A 19,398-nucleotide genomic window follows, 5' to 3' on the forward strand; every position below is an offset into this window, starting at 1 on the left:
CCCTCGATTTTCGTCTATTTTGCCTATGATAATAAAGAATTACGCAGACTATTCCCCCTCAAAATTTTGAAAGACATCCAACGATTATCATCTTTCCCAAGACAGAACTTCGGTAAATACTCAAAATCGGGAACAAGTGTGGTTAGCGGGCATTCACGCTTTGCATGAATTAAATCACACAAAAACAAGCGCTTGCAATAGTTCTGGCGGTTAGCAGATCGAATCGTGCAAGCGACAGGAGTACAAATGGGTCACGAAATGAGCGGTCAGGGCCGATTAACGACGCATGTCCTTGATACGGTCAGTGGTAAACCAGCTGCAAATCTCCGTATTGAATTGCGCCGCATCGAGAATCGGCAGGCAGAAATCTTGCGCGAAATCCGCACCAATGCGGATGGTCGCTGCGATGAGCCGTTGCTTGCAGGTGATGCGCTGCATAAAGGCTCTTATGAGTTGCTTTTCCATGTCGGCGAATATTTCGGCAAAAGCGATGATGTGATCCCGTTTCTGGATGTGGTGCCATTGCGCTTTGGCATTTCTGACGAAAAGGCGCATTATCATGTGCCGCTGCTGGTTTCGCCATTTTCCTATTCAACCTATCGCGGGAGTTAAGCGATATGGGCCATGCCGTTAGACATACACTCCGCTTTCTGCTGAATGACGAGACGGTTCAACTCGACCGCGTTTCGCCGACCGAAACTCTGCTTGATTATCTGCGTCTTTCGGCCAAGCTGCGCGGCAGCAAGGAAGGCTGCGGCGAAGGCGATTGTGGTGCCTGCACCGTGCTGGTCGGCAAGATCGTGGATGATGAACTTATCTATGAAAGCGTGAATGCCTGTATCCGTTTTGTCGGCTCGCTGGATGCCACACATGTCGTAACCATTGAGCATCTGCGCGGCTCCGACGGTGGCCTGCATCCGGTGCAAAAGGCGATGATCGATTTTCACGGTTCGCAATGCGGCTTCTGCACACCGGGCTTTGTCATGTCGCTTTACGCGCTCTGGATGCGCAATCCCAAGCCCGCCGATGCACAGATTGAAAAGGCATTGCAAGGCAATCTCTGCCGTTGCACCGGCTACGAAGCGATCATGCGTGCAGCGCGTGCGATTTCCGATTATGGCACGCTGGCTGATGATCCACTTGCGGCTGAACGCGCCTATGTCATCAGCCAGTTGACGGCCTTGCGCGATGGCGCGCGGGTTGAGGTTGGGAGCGGAAAAGACCGTCTGGTTGTGCCTGCCGATCTCGATGACTTTGCGAATATCTATGCAGCTGAAGCCAAGGCCACAATCGTTGCCGGTTCAACCGATGTTGGCCTTTGGGTCACCAAGATGATGCGCGATATTTCGCCGGTGGTCTTCATCGGCCATCTCAATGAACTGCGGACCATCAGCGAAAATGACGGTGTTATCAGCATTGGCGCGGGCGTCACTTACACGGAAGCCTTTTCGTTTCTGGCAAAACGCATTCCGGCGCTGGGAAGTCTCATCAATCGCATTGGCGGCGAGCAGGTGCGCAACATGGGCACCATTGGCGGCAACATCGCCAATGGTTCACCGATTGGCGATACGCCACCGCCATTGATCGCGCTTGATGCAAAGCTGACGCTGCGAAAGGGTGCTGAACGCCGGACGATCCGGCTTGAAGACTATTTCATCGCCTATGGCAAACAGGATCGTCAGCACGGCGAATTTGTGGAAGCCGTGCATGTGCCGGTGCCGCTTGAAGGCAGTCAGTTTGCCATTCACAAGATCTCCAAGCGTTTTGAAGAGGACATCACCGCAACGCTTGGTGCTTTCCACCTGATGCTCGGTGCGCAAAATAACGTCGCATCCATCCGCATTGCCTATGGCGGTATGGCCGCCACACCAAAGCGGGCGCTCAATGTAGAAGCAGCCCTTCTTGGCAAGCCGTGGAATGAGGCGACAGTTGAAGCAGCACTCGACGCCTACTGCCTTGATTATCAGCCTCTGAGCGATATGCGCGCAACAGCCGACTATCGTTTGCTGGTTGCGAAGAACTTGCTCCGCCGCTTCTATGCTGAAACGCAGGGCGAGGCTGAACCGTTGCGCCCAGTAGACATTGTCGCGGCATAGGGAGGATGACATGAACAAACATCCTGCAAATGAAATAAAAGCCGCCCGCATCAAGGGCGGCGTCGCGACTGATCAGCGTCATGATTCCGCCCACAAGCATGTGACGGGCGAAGCGGTCTATATCGACGATATTCCAGAACCCGAAGGCACGCTGCATATCGGCATTGGTTTCTCAACAGTCGCCCATGCCAAGATCATTGCTACGGACCTGTCTGCCGTGCGCGCTGCACCCGGTGTCGTTGATGTGCTGACTTATAAAGATGTGCCGGGCGAAAACGATGTTTCGCCATCGGGCATGCATGACGATCCGATTTTCGCGGTGGATAGCGTACAGTTTCACGGTCAGCCGATCTTCGCGGTTGTTGCCCGCACGCGCGATCAGGCGCGCCGTGCAGCCCGTCTTGCCAAGATCGACTATGCGGAAATGCCGGGCCTGTTCTCCATTTCCGGTCTCGATGGCACCAGGGACAAGCTGGTTTTCACGCCGCTGACGTTGAACCGTGGCGATGCCCGCAAAGCCATTGACGACGCCCCGCGCAAGGTCAAAGCCCGGATGAAAATCGGCGGGCAGGATCACTTCTATCTCGAAGGGCAGGCTTCGCTTGCCATCCCCGGCGAAGATGAAGACGTGACCATCTATTGTTCCACACAAGGCCCAAGCGAAACACAGCATCTGGTTGCCCATGCGCTCGGTGTGCCGAGCCATTCGGTGACGGTCGAAGTGCGGCGTATGGGTGGCGGTTTTGGCGGCAAGGAAACGCAGGCCAATCAATGGGCGGCTATGGCCGCAATAGCCGCCAAAAAGCACAAGCGTGCGGTCAAAATCCGGCTCGACCGTGATGAGGATATGACCTCAACTGGCAAGCGTCACGATTTCATGGTCGATTACGAAGTGGGCTTTGACGACGAGGGCAATATCCTCGGCGTCGATTATCTCTTTGCACTGAATGCCGGTTTCTCTGCCGACCTGTCCGGTCCGGTTGGCGATCGCGCACTGTTTCATTGCGACAATGCCTATTTCTTCCCGGCCGTTCATGCGCAGTCGGCACCGCTTTATACGAATACCGTGTCCAACACGGCATTCCGTGGTTTTGGTGGTCCGCAGGGCATGGTGGGTGCTGAGCGCGTGATCGAGGAAGTGGCTTTTGCTGTTGGCAAAGACCCGCTCGAAATCCGCAAGCGTAACTTCTACGATGCCATGGGCACGGACGGCACGCGCAATGTGACGCCCTATCACCAGAAGGTGGAAGACTGCATCATTCAGCGCATTGTGGCCGAGCTTGAAGAAAGCGCTGATTACGCCAAGCGCCGCGAGGCAATCCGCGAATTCAACGCGAAAAGCCGCTTCGTCAAACGCGGCATGTCACTGACGCCGGTGAAATTCGGCATTTCCTTCACCAAGACAGAATCCAATCAGGCCGGTGCGCTGGTGCATGTCTATAATGACGGCTCGGTGCATATGAACCATGGTGGCACCGAGATGGGGCAGGGGCTTCATCTGAAAGTTGCTCAGGTCGTGGCCGAAGAATTCCAGATTGATCTCGATCGCGTAAAAATCACCGCAACGACCACCGCGAAAGTGCCGAACACAGCACCAACAGCAGCATCTTCAGGCGCTGACTTGAACGGTATGGCCGCTCAGGATGCGGCGCGTCAGATCAAAAAACGGCTTATTGCTTTTGCCGCGCAGCAATATCAGGTGCCGGAAGATCAGGTGGTCTTCCTGCCAAACCGCATACGCGTCGGTAATCAGGAAGTCAGCTTCAACGATCTGGTCAAACAGGCCTATATCGGGCGCGTACAACTTTCAGCATCGGGCCATTATAAGACACCAAAGATTCATTGGGATCGCGCCAAAGGCAAAGGCCACGCCTTCTATTATTATGCCTATGGCGCTGCTTGTTCAGAAGTTTCCGTTGATATATTGACCGGCGAATATGTGGTCGAGCGTACCGATATTCTGCATGATACGGGTCGCTCGCTGAACCGTGTCATTGATATTGGTCAGATCGAAGGTGGCTTCGTGCAGGGCATGGGCTGGCTGACGACGGAAGAGCTTGTCTGGGACGACAAGGGACGGCTGCGCACCCATGCGCCATCGACCTATAAAATCCCGCTGGCCTCTGATCGTCCGAAGATTTTCAATGTGGCGCTGACCGACTGGTCGGAGGCTTACGAGCCGACGATCCACCGCTCCAAGGCCGTGGGTGAACCGCCGCTACCGCATGGCATGTCTGTGTTTTTAGCGCTTTCCGATGCGGTGGCGAGCGTTGCCGATCACAAGATCAGTCCGCGTCTTGATGCACCGGCAACGCCTGAGCGCGTTCTGATGGCAATCGAGCGGCTGCGGAGTCAGAAAGGCTAATCTTATGCTGGGCAGGCGGGACGACATAAGGGCGTTTCTCAATAAGCGGCCCGATAGTGTTCTGATCGAAGTCACTGATGTCCGAGGTTCTGCCCCGCGCGATGCAGGCGCTTGGATGCTTGTCGCGCGCGATATGATTTTCCGCACCATTGGCGGCGGCCAGCTTGAATATATGGCGATTGACCATGCCCGGAAGATTTTAGCGGGCGGCAAAGATTCCCCGATGGATGTTCCTCTTGGCCCCGAGATTGGCCAATGCTGCGGTGGTCGCGTGGCCTTGGGCTTCAAACGCGTAAACCGTGGCCTTGCAGAAGATCTTGTCGCCAAAGTGGATGCCGAAATAGCCACTCGTCCGCATGTCTATGTCTTTGGCGCTGGCCATGTTGGTGATGCGCTCGCCTATGCGCTATCTTTGACGCCGGTGCGCGTTATTCTGGTCGATACGCGCGAAGCCGAGCTTATGGCCGTCGATGCGCCGGGTGTTGAAACCTGCCTTGCAGCCATGCCCGAACAGGTGGTGCGCTCTGCTCCACCGGCAAGTGCATTTATCGTGCTGACTCATGACCATGCGCTTGATTTTCTGATCGTCGCCGAGGCTTTGCAGCGCCGTGATGCCGTCTATGTCGGCATGATTGGCTCAAAAACCAAAAAAGCCACTTTCAAAAATTGGTTGAAAAACGAATTTGGCAACTCTGATCTGTTTGAAAGCCTTGTCTGTCCGGTTGGCGGTGCGCTCGTCAAAGACAAGCGCCCGGAAGTCATTGCCGCGCTGGCTGCGGCAGAGGTTCTGACCGCCGTTCTCACCTCCAGTAATGTTTTGCAGAGCGTTTAAGCCAATATTTCCCTGATCATTCGCTGGCAGCGTTCTGTCATGAAATCGATAATCAGGCGCACTTTCGGATCCTGAAAACGCTTATGCGGATAGATCGCCGCAAGCTGGATTGATGCCGGCGGTGTACTTTCAAGAATCGGCACCAACCGCCCGTCACGGATATATTCCTTCACCTCAAACAGCGGCTTGTTGATGATTCCGCGTCCGCCGAGCGCCCATTGCGTCAATACGTCGCCATCGTCAGAGTCATAGGGTCCGGTGACTTCAAATTTGCGCAGACCATCGGGTGTTTGCAGCGACCAATAATATTCTTTCGAGCCGGGAAAGCGCAGCAAAAGACAATCATGTTTGTCACCCAGCAACTCATCGGGCGACTGTGGTGTACCATGTTTTTCCAGATATGCGGGGGCAGCGCAAATCACGCGCTCGCAGTTTAAAATGCCGCGCATTCGCAGATTAGAGTTTTCCAGGACGCCAAGTTTAAACGCAACATCGACGCTTTCGCTCATGATATCGATCTCATGGTCAGATAGTCGCAGGCGCACTTCTATATCCGGATATTTGTCGTGAAACTCCGGAATTCCCGAAGCAATCAGCCTTCGGCCCAGTCCCAGAGGGGCGGTAATTCGAATCGAACCTTTTGGATTTTTGGCCAATTCTGCCACAGCCGCCTCGGCCTCATCGACCGCTTCGAGTATCTTGATTGCACCATCATAAAAGATGCGGCCATGCTCCGTTGGGGTCAGTTTGCGTGTCGTTCTGTTAAAGAGCCGGACGCCCAAATGTTTCTCCAACTCCTTGATTCGATTGCTTGCAACGGCTGGAGAGGCGCGCTGGTCGCGACCTGCCGCCGACAGATTTCCCAATTCGACAACGCGCACAAATACACGCAGATTATCAAGGTAAGACATGCGTACGTTCCACCATTGTATAGTTTTTTTTGAAAGTGATGGTCTTGATGCGACGTTCACACAGGCGCAAAGCTTTGGCAAATACTAAACTAACAAAATATGGGAACTAAGAATGGGAGTGCCGCATGTATGATCTTGCCGTGGCCTGGGACTGGCTGGGCTTCGCTGCGCGGTGGCTACACGTCGTCACTGCAATTGCGTGGATCGGCTCGTCTTTCTATTTTATCGCGCTCGACCTTGGCCTGCGCCAGCGTCCCGGCTTGCCTGCTGGTGCGCATGGCGAGGAGTGGCAGGTCCATGGCGGTGGCTTCTATCACATCCAGAAATATCTGGTCGCACCTGCCGAGATGCCTGAACACCTGACATGGTTCAAATGGGAATCCTACGCCACATGGTTGTCGGGCTTCACGCTTCTCTGCATCGTCTATTATGCGGGCGCGGACCTTTATCTGGTCGATCCGAATGTGCTCGATGTCTCAGCCCCTACCGCAATTGCTATTTCGATTGCGTCGCTGGCTTTCGGCTGGATTGCTTATAACACCATCTGCAAGCTGATGCTGGGTAAGAGCGATACGCTGCTGATGATCATTCTATACGCCATATTGGTGTTCATGGCCTGGGGCTATACGCATCTGTTTACGGGTCGCGCCGCCTTCCTGCATCTCGGTGCTTTCACCGCGACGATCATGTCTGCCAATGTGTTCATGGTGATCATTCCGAACCAGAAAATCGTGGTGGCTGATCTCATTGCCGGTCGCAAGCCCGACCCGAAATACGGCAAGATTGCCAAGCAGCGCTCAACGCATAACAACTATCTGACGCTGCCGGTCCTGTTCCTGATGCTCTCGAACCACTACCCGCTGGCATTTGGCACCGAGTTCAACTGGATTATTGCCTCGCTGGTGTTTTTGATGGGTGTCACGATCCGTCATTGGTTCAACACCCGCCATGCCCGTAAAGGCAATCCGACATGGACATGGCTAGTCACAGCTATCCTGTTCATCATCATCATGTGGCTGTCGACGGTGCCGAAAATCCTCACAGGCGAGCCGGAAGAACAGAAAATTTCATCGCTACAGCAGAGTTTCATCTCGGACCCGCACTTTGATAAGGTGCGGGATACCGTTCTCGGACGCTGTGCGATGTGCCATGCTAATGAGCCCGGCTGGGAAGGCATCATCGCGCCGCCCAAGGGCGTCGTGCTTGAAAATGATAGGGAAATCGCGGCCCATGCCCGCGAAATCTATTTGCAGGCTGGTCGTTCCCATGCCATGCCGCCTGCCAATGTCACCGGCGTAAGCAATGAGGAGCGCAAGCTTCTTGCTTCCTGGTATGAATCTGCGACTGCTGGAGCAAAGCAACAATGACCAAACTTCTCATCCGTGGCCGCGTGCTGAGTTTTCGTGAAGAACCGCAAGCTTTGGATGACGCTCAATCCTATCATTATATCGAAGATGGTGCCGTGCTGGTTGAAAATGGCCGCATCGCGCGCCTTGGCGACTATGCCGATGTGAGCGCCGAAGTGGGCCATGATGTTGCGGTGGCCGACCATCGCCCGCATCTCATTCTGCCGGGTTTCATCGACACACATATCCACTACCCGCAGACGCAGGTTATCGCGTCCTATGCCGCCAATCTTCTTGAATGGCTCAACACCTATACATTCGTGGCAGAGCAGAAATTCGCCGATGAGCAGCACGCGGAATTTATCGCTGAGCGCTTTCTCGACGAGTTGATCCGCCATGGCACAACGACCGCTGTCGCCTATTGCTCGGTGCATCCGCAGAGCGTCGATGCCTATTTCCGCGCCTCGCAACATCGCAATATGCGTATGCTGGGCGGCAAGGTGATGATGGACCGCAACGCGCCGCCAGCACTCTGCGACACGGCAAAATCCGGCTATGATGACAGCAAGCAACTGATCGCCCGCTGGAATGGCAAAGGCCGCCTTGACTATGTGATTACCCCACGTTTTGCGATCACCTCGACGCCGCAACAGCTCGAAGCCAGCCAGGCGCTCGCCATTGAGCATCCTGAATGTTTCATCCAGACGCATCTTTCGGAAAATCACGAAGAGATCGAATTCACGAAATCGCTCTATCCGAATGCGCCGGATTATCTCGGCATCTACGAGCATTATGGGCTTCTCGGCCAGAAGACCTTGCTTGGCCATTCCATCCATCTTGAAGAACGCGAAGTGATGGTAATGGCTGAGACCGGCTCGATTGCCGTTTTCTGCCCAACCTCAAACTTATTTTTGGGTTCCGGCCTCTTCGACCGTGATCGTCTGAAAGCATCCGGCGTGCGCATGGCCGTGGCGACTGATGTCGGCGGTGGCACCAGCTTCTCGATGCTGCGCACACTGGACGAGGGTTACAAGGTTCTGCAATTGCGCGGCAACCGTCTCAATCCGTTCCAGTCGTTCTATATGATGACGCTCGGCAATGCGCGTGCGCTATCGATGGAAGACAAGATCGGCACGCTCGATGAAGGCACCGAGGCCGATATTGTGGTGCTCGATTCCTCAGCAACATCGCCGATGCGCCTGCGCATGGCAGCGGGTGCAACGCTCGAGCAGGAATTGTTCCTGCTGCAAACGCTGGGTGATGACCGCGCAATTGTCGAAACCTATGTGGCTGGCAAACCGTTGAAGGCCGAGTTGGTTTAAAGCTCTTCGGGCCGTTTGCCGCCCATCGCATGGGTCAGATCATCGGCTGTAGACCGGATCAGCGGTCCAAGCTCTTCAAGCTTTTGTCGGGGCAAACGCACGGCAGGGCCGGACACGGAAATGCCAGCAATCGCTTCGCCATATTCGTTGAAAATGGGCGCCGCGATGCAGCACATGCCGAGTGTGTGTTCTTCATCATCAATCGACCAGCCGCGGGTGCGGGTTGCCTGAATATCTTTGAGCAGCGCGGGCAGTGTATCATGTGTGCGCTGCGTAAACTGCTCAAGCGCTTTGCCTGAAATCATGCGCGCAATCTCAGTATCCGACCATGTGGAGAGAACGGCCTTGCCAATGCCGGAGGCATGGATCGGTCCGCGCCGTCCCGGACGATAGAAGGCGCGCATCGGCGCATGGCTTTCGACCTGCGAGATAAACACCACATCGCCACCATCTTCGATGCCGATATTGGCGGTCTCGCCGCTCGCTTCCATCAAGGATTTGAGATAGGGCCGCGCCAGAGTGCCAAGCTTGCGGAAACGGCGAAACGCATTGCCGATTTCAAACGCCTTCACACCAATTGTCCAGTCGCCGCTTTCCAGATCATGCGAAACCATGCCGTGATTGGCGAGTGAGGTGAGAAGTCGGTGCACCGTGGACGGTGCCATGCCACTGGCGTAAGCGAGATCGGTCAGTGTCGACCCATCATTGTCGGCAATCAGCGCCAGAAGTTTGAGGCTGCGATCCAGAACCTGAACAGATGAAGGCGCTGCATTTTCCGCAGCCTTGCGACCCCGTTTTGCTTTTGCCTGTTCCATAAGCCGCCTCCGATTCCCTACTCACTCATCACTACCGCATCAACGTTCCATCTGAAAGTGCATGCTGATTATCTCCATTTCGTTGAAAATCTTTATTTCCATATAATGGTATGCATTTCCATTTTTATAGAATAGCTTTTGAATATGGATTAGCTTTCCGTTGGAGGAGATCAACATGGCCAGAATGCGTGCAGTCGATGCAGCCATACTTGTGCTGGAAAAAGAAGGAATCGATTGTGCGTTCGGCGTTCCGGGCGCTGCGATCAATCCGTTTTATTCGGCAATGAAAGCGCGAGGTTCGATCCGTCACATTCTGGCGCGTCATGTTGAGGGTGCTTCGCATATGGCGGAAGGCTATACCCGCGCAAAACACGGCAATATTGGCCTGTGCATTGGCACATCCGGCCCGGCTGGCACTGATATGATTACGGGTCTTTATTCGGCATCTGCCGATTCAATTCCAATCCTCTGCGTCACAGGCCAGGCCCCCCGCGCGCGCCTCGACAAAGAGGACTTTCAGGCAGTCGATATTGCCAAGATCGCAGCCCCCGTCACCAAATGGGCGGTTACGGTTATGGAGCCAGCACTGGTGCCTTTCGTCTTTCAAAAGGCCTTTCATATCATGAAGTCGGGTCGCCCCGGCCCGGTGCTGATCGATCTGCCGATCGATGTCCAACTCGCCGAAATCGAGTTTGACATCGATACCTATCAGCCGATGGAGGCATACAAGCCATCGGCCACCCGCGCACAGGCCGAAAAAGCAATGGCCATGTTGAACGATGCGGAACGTCCGCTGATCGTTGCAGGCGGTGGCATTATCAACGCCGATGCGTCTGATCTTCTAGTTGAATTTGCCGAGATCACCGGCATTCCCGTTATCCCGACCCTGATGGGCTGGGGCGTTATTCCTGATGATCATCGCCTGATGGCGGGTATGTGCGGCCTTCAAACCGCGCATCGCTATGGCAATGCCACGCTGTTGGCTTCTGATATGGTGATCGGCATTGGGAACCGCTGGGCCAATCGTCATACCGGAAATGTCGAAACCTATAAAAAAGATCGCAAATTTATCCATATCGATATCGAACCCACGCAAATTGGTCGTGTGTTTGCACCGGATTTCGGCATTGTTTCGGATGCGGGCAAAGCGCTCAAACTGCTGCTGGATGTCGCCACCGAATGGAAAACCGCAGGCAAGCTGCGCGATTGGTCCGGTTGGGCGCAGGAATGCGCGATCCGCAAGAAAACCATGCTGCGCAAGACGCATTTTGATCAGACGCCGCTGAAGCCACAGCGCGTTTATGAAGAGATGAACCGGGCCTTTGGCCGCGATACTTGCTATGTCACAACGATCGGTTTGAGCCAGATTGCCGGTGCGCAGTTCCTGCATGTCTATCGCCCGCGCAACTGGATCAATTGCGGTCAGGCTGGTCCCTTGGGTTGGACTTTGCCAGCGGCACTTGGGGTTCGCGCAGCCGATCCGCATCGCCCAATTGTTGCCCTGTCGGGTGACTATGATTTCCAGTTCATGATTGAAGAGCTGGCGGTCGGCGCACAACACAAGCTGCCTTACATTCATGTGGTCGTGAACAATTCCTATCTCGGTCTCATTCGTCAGGCGCAGCGCGGCTTCAATATGGATTTCGAGGTCAGCCTGGCGTTTGACAACATCAATGCATCGGGCGATGCCGAAAAAGGCTATGGCGTTGATCATGTGGCGGTTGCCGAAGGGCTGGGCTGCAAAGCGCTCCGGGTGCGAAGCCCGAACCAGTTTGCCGAGAGTTTTGAACAGGCAAAGGCGCTGATGAACGAACATCAGGTGCCGGTAGTGCTTGAATTCATTCTCGAACGTGTCACCAATATCTCCATGGGAGCCGACATCGATCAGGTTGTCGAGTTTGAGGAACTGGCCGAGCGTGGCGAAGATGCGCCAACCGCAATCGCAATGCTTTTGGACTAATGAGAGCAATTGCAGGAAAAGTGTGAAGCGGTTTTCCGTTCGCAATTGCGAAGAAAAATGAGAGGGAGGCGGAAATGCCAAGATTTGCAGCCAATCTGACGATGCTTTTCAATGAAGTGCCATTTATGGAGCGCTTTGCACTGGCAGCCAAAGCCGGTTTCAAAGGGGTGGAATATCTCTTTCCTTATGACTTCAATCGTCATGAGCTGAAGGCAGCACTGGACCGTCATCATCTGGCACAGGTGCTGCACAATTTGCCCGCAGGCAACTGGGCTGGTGGCGAGCGCGGCATTGCGGTTCTGCCGGATCGGATTGATGAATTCCGCCGTGGTGTTGCCGATGCGATTGATTATGCGACCACGCTCAACTGCTCGCAGGTGAATTGCCTTGCAGGGCTTGCGCCGCAAGGTGTCGATCGGGACGTGCTGCGCGCAACTTTTGTCAGCAATCTTCGGCTTGCCGCACGCGAATTCGGCAAGCACGGCATTCGTCTGCTGATCGAGCCGATCAACCATTACGACATGCCGGGCTTTTATCTCAACACGGTCGAACAGGCCGTGTCGATCATCGACGAGGTGGGCAGCAATAACCTGTTCATTCAATATGATCTTTATCACCAGCAGCGCACGCGCGGCGAACTCATCGGCACTTATGAGCGCTACAAGCCGCTGATTGCGCATATTCAGCTTGCCGATAATCCGGGCCGTAACGAGCCGGGCACCGGTGAGATCAACTATCCATATGTGTTCGAGGCGTTGAAAAACGCTGGCTATACGGGCTGGATCGGCTGCGAATACAAGCCAAAAACCACGACTGAGGAAGGGCTTGGCTGGTTCACCCAAAAGAACATCGAGCGGTTAAGCGCATAGGGAGATTTGAAATGGCTAAAATTGGCTTCATCGGGCTTGGCATCATGGGCAAGCCAATGGCGCGGCATTTGCAAAATGCAGGTCATCAGCTTTTCACCTCCAAGCACTCAAAGGCAACCGATCAGGACTTGCTTGACGCAGGCCTCACTGTACTCGACACCCCAAAAGCGGTCGCGAGCGAATGCGAAACCATCATTCTCATGCTGCCAGATACGCCGCAAGTGGCGGACGTTCTGTTCAGCGAAAATGGCGTTGCGGAAGGTTTGGGCGAGGGTAAGACGCTCATTGATATGAGCTCGATCTCGCCGATTGAAACCAAGGAATTTGCGAAAAAGGTTCGCGCGACGGGTGCGGAATATATCGACGCGCCTGTGTCGGGCGGCGAGGTCGGTGCGAAAAATGCCAGCCTTTCCATCATGGCAGGCGGTGCGCAGGACGCTTTTGACAAGGCGCTGCCACTGTTGAAGCTGATGGGTAAAAACATCACGCTGGTTGGCGATTGCGGTGATGGCCAGACCACCAAGGTCGCCAATCAGATTATCGTTGCGCTCAATATCGAAGCCGTTGCCGAAGCGCTGGTTTTTGCGTCCAAAGCGGGGGCTGATCCGGCAAAGGTGCGTGAAGCGCTGATGGGTGGGTTCGCGTCCTCGCGTATTCTCGAAGTGCATGGCGAGCGCATGATCAAGCGGACATTTGATCCCGGGTTTCGCATTGCGCTGCATCAGAAGGATTTGAATCTGGCCTTGCAGGGCGCAAAGGCGCTCGGCGTCTCATTGCCAAACACTGCGAACGCACAGGAACTGTTCAACGCCTGTGCCGCGCATGGCGATGATGGTCTCGATCATTCCGGGCTGGTGCGCGCATTGGAACGCATGGCAAACCACGAGGTGGCTTAACTTTTGCTGAGGGGAGAAGATGGAGCTGGCGATCTGGAGGAGATGGCTGGCTCCATTGCTTTTATATGCGCAGCCCGAAATACTGCGCGTAAACGAAAATGAACAATGGGAATCGCATGACGGCCATCACCGATCCGAAAAAATTTCTGACCAGTCTGTTTGATGCAGCGGTTGCGGCTGCTGATCCTGAACTGGTGATCCGCGCCAATCTGCCTGCCAAGCCCAAAGGCCGGACAATTGTGATCGGTGCAGGCAAAGGCTCGGCGCAGATAGCAGCCGCCTTTGAGCGCGCATGGGCTGAGCGGCATGCGGGTGAGGATGCGCCCATCGAAGGCGTTGTCGTGACGCGTTATGGCTATGGCGCACCTTGCAATACGATTGAGATCATCGAAGCCTCGCATCCCGTGCCCGATGATGCGGGTCTCGCTGCGTCAAAACGGCTGTTCGATGCCGTGGCTAACCTCACGGAAGACGATCTGGTGGTCGCGCTTATTTCGGGCGGAGGTTCGGCTTTGTTGCCATCGCCGCCAGAAGATCTGACACTGGACGACGAGATTGCCGTCAACAAAGCTTTGCTTGCCTCTGGTGCACCGATCTCGGCCATGAATGCAGTGCGAAAACATCTCTCGATCATCAAAGGCGGGAGGCTGGCAGCGCACGCACATCCGGCCAAAGTCTTCTCGCTGGTCGTGTCTGACATTCCGGGCGATAATCCGGCCTTTGTCGCCTCCGGCCCGACGGTACCTGATGCAACGAACCGCGACGAAGCGCTTAAAATTATCGAACGCTACAGACTTGAACTCCCTGATGCGGTGCTCGCACATATCAAAAGCGAGAAGGCGCATGCACCAAAGCCCGATGATAAAATCTTTGCTAATAACGAAGTGCGGGTGATCGCGTCAGCAGCCGTTTCACTCGAAGCAGCTGTCAAAGAAGCGCAGCGCCATGGGGTCGAGGCTGTGATCCTGTCTGATTCAATCGAAGGTGAAGCGCGCGAAGTTGCCCATGTTCATGCCGCAATTGCGCGGGAAGTGGCGGATCGTGATCGCCCGTTTAAAAAGCCGGTCGTGTTGCTTTCCGGCGGTGAAACGACCGTCACCATCCGTGCCAAAGGCGGCAAGGGTGGCCGCAACAGCGAGTTTCTGCTGGCTTTCGCGCTCGATATTGACGGCTACAGCAATATTCACGCTCTAGCTGCGGATACGGATGGCATTGATGGCTCCGAGAATAATGCCGGTGCCTTTGCCGATGGCACAACCGCTGCGCGTTTGCGTGATGTGGGCGAAGATGGTGCTGCACGGCTGAACGGTAATGATGCCTGGAGCGCATTTGATGCCATTGGCGATCTGTTCATGCCGGGGCCAACTGGCACCAATGTGAATGATCTGCGCGCTATTCTGATAACAGATTAGCGCTCAAGCAAAGGGGAGGGGTGTTAAGTTATAACGACTCAGAATCCCTGTCCGGGATTCTGTTATAACGATTCATCCTTCTTTGCGGGAAAGCGGTCGTCATCGATCAAAATGCGGTTGGCGGCTCCGTCGAGGTCTTCATACTGGCCGTTTTTCAACGACCATAAAAATCCGGCAAGGCCCAGAACACCCAGGCCAAGCGCGATTGGAATAAGCAAAAGCAGTCCGCTCATTTATGCGCTTCCTTGAGAACGACAGCGGGTGCGACGCTGTTTTGCACCGGCTGTTTTTGCTTCCCGGCTCTAAGCCGCATGGCGTTGCTCACAACGACAATCGATGACAGCGACATGGAAAGTGCTGCCACCAGTGGTGTGACATAGCCGAAAATCGCAATCGGCACAGCTATTATATTATAGCCGATGGACAGTGCAAAATTCTGGCTGATTAACCGGCCTGCTTCTTTTGACACGGCAAAAGCCAGCGGCACTGCTGCAAGGCTTTCACGCAGGAATACGAAGTCGGCAGCGTTGCGGCCAATATCGGCAGCAGTTGCGGGTGCCATGGAAACATGCGCTGCAACAAGCGCTGGAGCGTCATTCAACCCGTCGCCGACCATCAGCACCTTGCGGCCTTCTGCGGAAAGGCTTTGCACAAGCTGCGCTTTATCGGCTGGAAGAACTTGACCCCGATATTGGTCAACACCAAGATAGGCAGCAAGCTTTTTAACGGCAGGCAGTTTGTCGCCGGAAATAATCTCAAGCTTCAAACCGTTGCGCTTGAGCGTACCAATCGCGGCGGCTGCATCGTCACGCGGCTGATCTTCAAAGCGGAAGGTTTCTGCCAGTTTTCCATTGATTGAAAGACAGGTTTCAGGGCCATCTGAAAGAGCCGTATTCCTATTGCTGTCGGCCCATTCGCGTTTGCCGAGCCGATAGGTGGTGCCATTCAGTTCGGCCTCAATACCTGCACCTGGAATTTCCTCAATGCGTGTAAAAGGCGTCATTGGCTTTGCGCCTGAAAACAATGCTAGCGCCCGCGATAATGGATGACGCGAATATAGAGACAGCTCCGATGCAATCTCAAGATGGCTTGTATTGATGCGCTCCGCATCGATCAGACGGGGCTGACCGAGCGTCAGTGTGCCGGTCTTGTCGAACACTGCAGTATCGACTTCCGCCATGCGCTCCATCGCGGAGCCGTCCTTGATCATGATGCCGTTTTCAAACAGACGACGCGCTGCCACCACCTGCACGATGGGTACGGCCAGCGCCAGCGCACAGGGGCAGGTAATGATCAGCGTGCAGATCGCAATATAGATCGAGCGATACCAGTCGCCGCCCGTATAAATCATCCAGCCGACAAAAGCCGCAAAGGCAATTGTGTGGACCATTGGCACGTAAAGTTCCGAGGCACGATCCGCGAGGCGGCGATAATAGGCGCGTCCACCTTCGGCCACATCCATCAGACGCACCATTTCAGCGAGGAAGGAATCCTTTGCTTCGGCGGTCGCACGAATGACGAGTGGCGCAGAGAGGTTCATCGTTCCGGCGCGAATATCCGAGCCGGGACCAACAGGAACCGCGTCGCTTTCGCCGGATGCAATTGCGCAATCGAGTTCCGAACGCCCATCTTCGACCTTGGCGTCAACCGGCACACGTTCGCCTGCGGCTAGAATAATGCGCATGCCGGGCCGGATTTCATTGACTGGCAGATAGTTGCGCTCGTCATTTTCGCCGATCACGACCGCACCACGCGGGCTTAATTGCGCCAGACCACGCACCGCAGAACGTGCGCGTGCACGCATCAGATAGTCGAGCGTGCGGCCGATCAGCAGGAAGAACAGCAGCGAAACAGAGGCGTCGAAATAGGCGTGTTCGCCATGGTTCATTGTTTCATAAACGCTCATGCCGAAGGCAAGCGAGATTGCGAGCGCAATCGGCACATCCATATTGACGCGGCGTGTGCGCAGCGCATTCCACGCGGAAACGTAGAAAATACGGCCCGAATAAATCAGTGTCGGCAGCGCGATCAGACCGGAAATCCAGTGGAACATATCGCGGGTCGCGGCATCCGCGCCCGACCAGACCGCAACCGACAACAGCATCACATTGCTGGATGCGAAGGCTGCAACGCCAAGCGCAATCAGCAGCCGCGTGAAGGTCGGGTCTTTGTCCTGCACCATATCGAATATATGGGCTTCATAACCGAGGCGGCGAAGCGGGTCGACGACATCGGGCGGTGTCTCGCCATCCTTCCAGCGAATGCTGACGCGGCGTGCCGTCAGATTGACGCGAACAAAAGAAACGCCCGGAATTTTGCCGAGCGTCTCTTCAATGGTTTTGATGCAGAGTCCGCAATGAACGCCGGGAACCGAAAGGTCGAGCTGGCGCAGACCATCACCAAGCCTGCGACTGGCGACGAGCATTTCATCGGGTGAAACAGACTGGATGACTGTGGCTATCTGTGCATTTTCAACGCAGCAGCTCATAAAATCCTCCCGTCCTTCACCAGAACACGAATGATGTGACGATAGGGGTCTTCAAGACCATAATCGTCCTTTGCGTCAGCATTCACTTCCATGATCCACGCCCCGTCATCAAGCGTCAGCGGAGCAGTCAGCAGACCATCGTCTGCGACTGAAAGGCTCACTTTGGTGTCCTGGGCATCGCCCACAGGGCGCTTGAATTCGACTGTGCCGCCCGTCATTACAACAGCCTTGCCATCACGATCAGCAAGACGCCATGAGAATATGCCTTCTTCCAAGGCGGGCTGTGACTGCCAGCCAAGGGCTGCCTGTATTTTCCCGGTCTCGGCCTTGTCGTTGAACTCCTGACTGGCAACATAGGTGTTCTTGACGACAAGTCCGCTCCAGCTGCTGACCGCCTTATAGGCCATGGTCATATTAACGGCGATGATGACACCGAAGAAAGCGAACATGATGCCCAGCATATGCCAGCCGGTGAAGCCATTGGTGGTTTTTGATTTCACTGACATTATCGCTTCTCCCCGATCGTTTCTGGAGCCATGAAGGTTGCTTTGTAACGTGCGTGTTCCGCGCCGTCCGCGTCCCGCACTTCGATTTCATAGTCGGAGCGCTGCTCCGTAATGGCGTCTTGCGGCAGGGTTACAAAAACACGCAGCGTTTTCAGTCTGTCGGGTTCAACCGGCACATCATAATTGCCTTCTGCATCGACATTTTCATCCTGCACGGTCAGCGTTGCCCCCGGCAGGCCTTCAATCGAAAGACGGAAAGTGCGCGGAACCGGGATCATGTTCAGCAGCTTGACCGTATAACCATTGCGGATTGAACCATCCGACAACAGCACATATTGCGGTGTGCGGTCATGCAGAACATTGATACCAATACGCTGACGCATCGAAAGCGAGATGACGAGAGTCAGGCCGATGAGTGCCCAGACAATGAAATAGAAAAGAATGCGCGGACGCAGAATCTTTTTCCATGACAGGTGTTCAACCGCAGACGAAAGCGTGTTTGGTGTTTCATAAACCCGCGCCGGATTTGTTGGAGCCGTGCCGTTGTTGGTGGCCAGCGCCATGTTCCAATCATAATCGGCAAGCGTTGCATAGGAAATGAGCCCGCGTGGCTTTCCAACCTTGTCCATCACACTGTCGCAGGCATCGATGCACAGCGCACAGGTGATGCATTCGAGCTGCTGGCCATCGCGAATATCGATGCCCATCGGACAGGCGGCAACGCAGGCATTGCAATCCACGCAATCGCCAACCGTTTCTCCGGCTGCAATGGCTTTTTTGGAATGGCGGGAGCGGGGTTCGCCGCGCCAGTCATTATAGGTTACAGTCAGCGAGTTCTCATCAAGCATCGCAGCCTGAATGCGCGGCCATGGGCACATATAGGTGCAGACCTGCTCGCGCATCAGCCCGCCAAAAACATAGGTCGTAGCTGTCAGGATTGCGACAGTGATGTAAGCAATCGGAGCCGCATGCCCGGTGACAAAGTCGACCAGCAGGGTGGGCGCATCAGCAAAGTAGAAAATCCATGCGCCGCCCGTCAGAATGCCGATAATGATCCAGATGGCGTGCTTGGTGACACGCTTCCAGATTTTATCAAAGCTCCATGGTGCCTTGTCGAGCTTCATGCGGGCATTGCGATCGCCTTCAATGGCACGTTCCACCACAAGATAAAGGTCGACCCAGACTGTTTGTGGACAGGTATAGCCGCACCACGCACGGCCAGCCGCAGATGTCACCAGAAACAGACCAAGGCCCGCCATGATGAGCAGACCTGCAACATAATAGAATTCCTGTGGCCAGATTTCGATGAAGAAAAAATAGAAACGGCGATTGGCAAGATCAATCAGCACAGCCTGATCGGGCGCATAAGGTCCACGATCCCAACGCAGAAACGGCGTCAGATAATAGATCCCCAATGTGATGAGCATGATGATCCATTTGAAGCGCCGGAAATTGCCGTGCACGCGCTTCGGAAAGACCTTTACCCGTGCCGCGTATAGCGACTTCCCGCTTTTGGGTAGCCGGGTCTTGGGGGAATTGACTGCCTGAACGTCTATCCGTTCGACATCGTCTGACATTTG

The 19,398-nt window shown here is 54.9% G+C and carries 16 protein-coding genes; 10 read left to right on the plus strand and 6 right to left on the minus strand.

All coding sequences use genetic code 11. The features are described from left to right. The first annotated feature begins 246 nt into the window (after positions 1 to 246). From uraH to xdhC, 4 genes are read left to right on the plus strand one after another with little or no spacing between them, the layout of a single operon-like run. On the plus strand, positions 247 to 612 hold the full coding sequence (gene uraH / locus RI570_RS08415; RefSeq protein WP_313827964.1) for a hydroxyisourate hydrolase: 366 nt from the start codon (positions 247 to 249) through the stop codon (positions 610 to 612). 5 nt (positions 613 to 617) lie between these two features. Further along, on the plus strand, positions 618 to 2,096 hold the full coding sequence (gene xdhA, locus RI570_RS08420; RefSeq protein ID WP_313827965.1) for a xanthine dehydrogenase small subunit: 1,479 nt from the start codon (positions 618 to 620) through the stop codon (positions 2,094 to 2,096). A 10-nt stretch (positions 2,097 to 2,106) separates the two neighbouring features. Next, complete coding sequence (gene xdhB / locus RI570_RS08425; RefSeq protein WP_313827966.1) at positions 2,107 to 4,461, plus strand: xanthine dehydrogenase molybdopterin binding subunit; 2,355 nt, start codon at positions 2,107 to 2,109, stop codon at positions 4,459 to 4,461. A 4-nt stretch (positions 4,462 to 4,465) separates the two neighbouring features. Beyond that, complete coding sequence (gene xdhC, locus RI570_RS08430) at positions 4,466 to 5,293, plus strand: xanthine dehydrogenase accessory protein XdhC (RefSeq protein ID WP_313827967.1); 828 nt, start codon at positions 4,466 to 4,468, stop codon at positions 5,291 to 5,293. On the opposite strand, the gene RI570_RS08435 is transcribed toward xdhC, so the two are convergent. After that, entirely contained in the window at positions 5,290 to 6,204 is a 915-nt protein-coding gene (locus tag RI570_RS08435) for a LysR family transcriptional regulator (protein WP_313827969.1), read from the minus strand. The two genes, xdhC and RI570_RS08435, sit on opposite strands and share 4 nt — an antisense overlap. Before the next feature lie 125 nt (positions 6,205 to 6,329). Here RI570_RS08435 and RI570_RS08440 point away from each other — a divergent pair, with 125 nt between their 5' ends. Continuing rightward, a complete protein-coding gene (locus RI570_RS08440; RefSeq protein WP_313827970.1) occupies positions 6,330 to 7,571 on the plus strand; it encodes a urate hydroxylase PuuD in 1,242 nt (413 codons plus the stop codon). After that, positions 7,568 to 8,872 carry a guanine deaminase gene (guaD, locus tag RI570_RS08445; RefSeq protein ID WP_313827971.1) on the plus strand — a complete coding sequence of 435 codons (1,305 nt, stop codon included), beginning with the start codon at positions 7,568 to 7,570 and terminating at the stop codon, positions 8,870 to 8,872. Before RI570_RS08440 ends, guaD begins: the two co-directional genes overlap by 4 nt. On the opposite strand, the gene RI570_RS08450 is transcribed toward guaD, so the two are convergent. Beyond that, positions 8,869 to 9,687, minus strand: coding sequence for an IclR family transcriptional regulator (locus RI570_RS08450; RefSeq protein WP_313827972.1), 819 nt, complete (start codon positions 9,685 to 9,687; stop codon positions 8,869 to 8,871). The two genes, guaD and RI570_RS08450, sit on opposite strands and share 4 nt — an antisense overlap. A gap of 175 nt (positions 9,688 to 9,862) precedes the next feature. Between RI570_RS08450 and gcl the strand changes: the two genes are divergently transcribed. The 4 genes from gcl to RI570_RS08470 all read left to right on the plus strand — a co-directional run bounded on the left by gcl (position 9,863) and on the right by RI570_RS08470 (position 14,824). Continuing rightward, positions 9,863 to 11,647, plus strand: a complete 1,785-nt coding sequence (gene gcl, locus RI570_RS08455; RefSeq protein ID WP_313827973.1) for a glyoxylate carboligase — start codon at positions 9,863 to 9,865, stop codon at positions 11,645 to 11,647. 74 nt (positions 11,648 to 11,721) lie between these two features. Beyond that, positions 11,722 to 12,516: a hydroxypyruvate isomerase gene (gene hyi / locus RI570_RS08460; protein WP_313827974.1), complete on the plus strand. Its 795-nt coding sequence runs from the start codon at positions 11,722 to 11,724 to the stop codon at positions 12,514 to 12,516. Between the two features lie 11 nt (positions 12,517 to 12,527). Beyond that, on the plus strand, positions 12,528 to 13,412 hold the full coding sequence (locus RI570_RS08465) for a 2-hydroxy-3-oxopropionate reductase (RefSeq protein ID WP_313827975.1): 885 nt from the start codon (positions 12,528 to 12,530) through the stop codon (positions 13,410 to 13,412). Between the two features lie 116 nt (positions 13,413 to 13,528). Then, positions 13,529 to 14,824, plus strand: coding sequence for a glycerate kinase (locus RI570_RS08470; protein WP_313827977.1), 1,296 nt, complete (start codon positions 13,529 to 13,531; stop codon positions 14,822 to 14,824). A 62-nt stretch (positions 14,825 to 14,886) separates the two neighbouring features. On the opposite strand, the gene ccoS is transcribed toward RI570_RS08470, so the two are convergent. From ccoS to ccoG, 4 genes are read right to left on the minus strand one after another with little or no spacing between them, the layout of a single operon-like run. Beyond that, the gene (ccoS, locus tag RI570_RS08475; RefSeq protein WP_313827978.1) at positions 14,887 to 15,057 is read right to left on the minus strand and encodes a cbb3-type cytochrome oxidase assembly protein CcoS; all 171 of its coding nucleotides are present in this window, start codon (positions 15,055 to 15,057) and stop codon (positions 14,887 to 14,889) included. Next, positions 15,054 to 17,312 (minus strand): cation-translocating P-type ATPase, encoded by a 2,259-nt coding sequence (locus tag RI570_RS08480; protein WP_313827979.1) that lies wholly within the window; start codon positions 17,310 to 17,312, stop codon positions 15,054 to 15,056. The genes ccoS and RI570_RS08480 overlap by 4 nt, the downstream gene beginning before the upstream one ends. Next, entirely contained in the window at positions 17,309 to 17,818 is a 510-nt protein-coding gene (locus RI570_RS08485; protein WP_313827980.1) for a FixH family protein, read from the minus strand. The genes RI570_RS08480 and RI570_RS08485 overlap by 4 nt, the downstream gene beginning before the upstream one ends. Continuing rightward, positions 17,818 to 19,395: a cytochrome c oxidase accessory protein CcoG gene (gene ccoG / locus RI570_RS08490; protein ID WP_313827981.1), complete on the minus strand. Its 1,578-nt coding sequence runs from the start codon at positions 19,393 to 19,395 to the stop codon at positions 17,818 to 17,820. The genes RI570_RS08485 and ccoG overlap by 1 nt, the downstream gene beginning before the upstream one ends. Between the last annotated feature and the right edge of the window lie 3 nt (positions 19,396 to 19,398).

This window comes from Brucella pseudogrignonensis, assembly GCF_032190615.1.
Taxonomy (GTDB): Bacteria; Pseudomonadota; Alphaproteobacteria; order Rhizobiales; family Rhizobiaceae; genus Brucella; species Brucella pseudogrignonensis_B.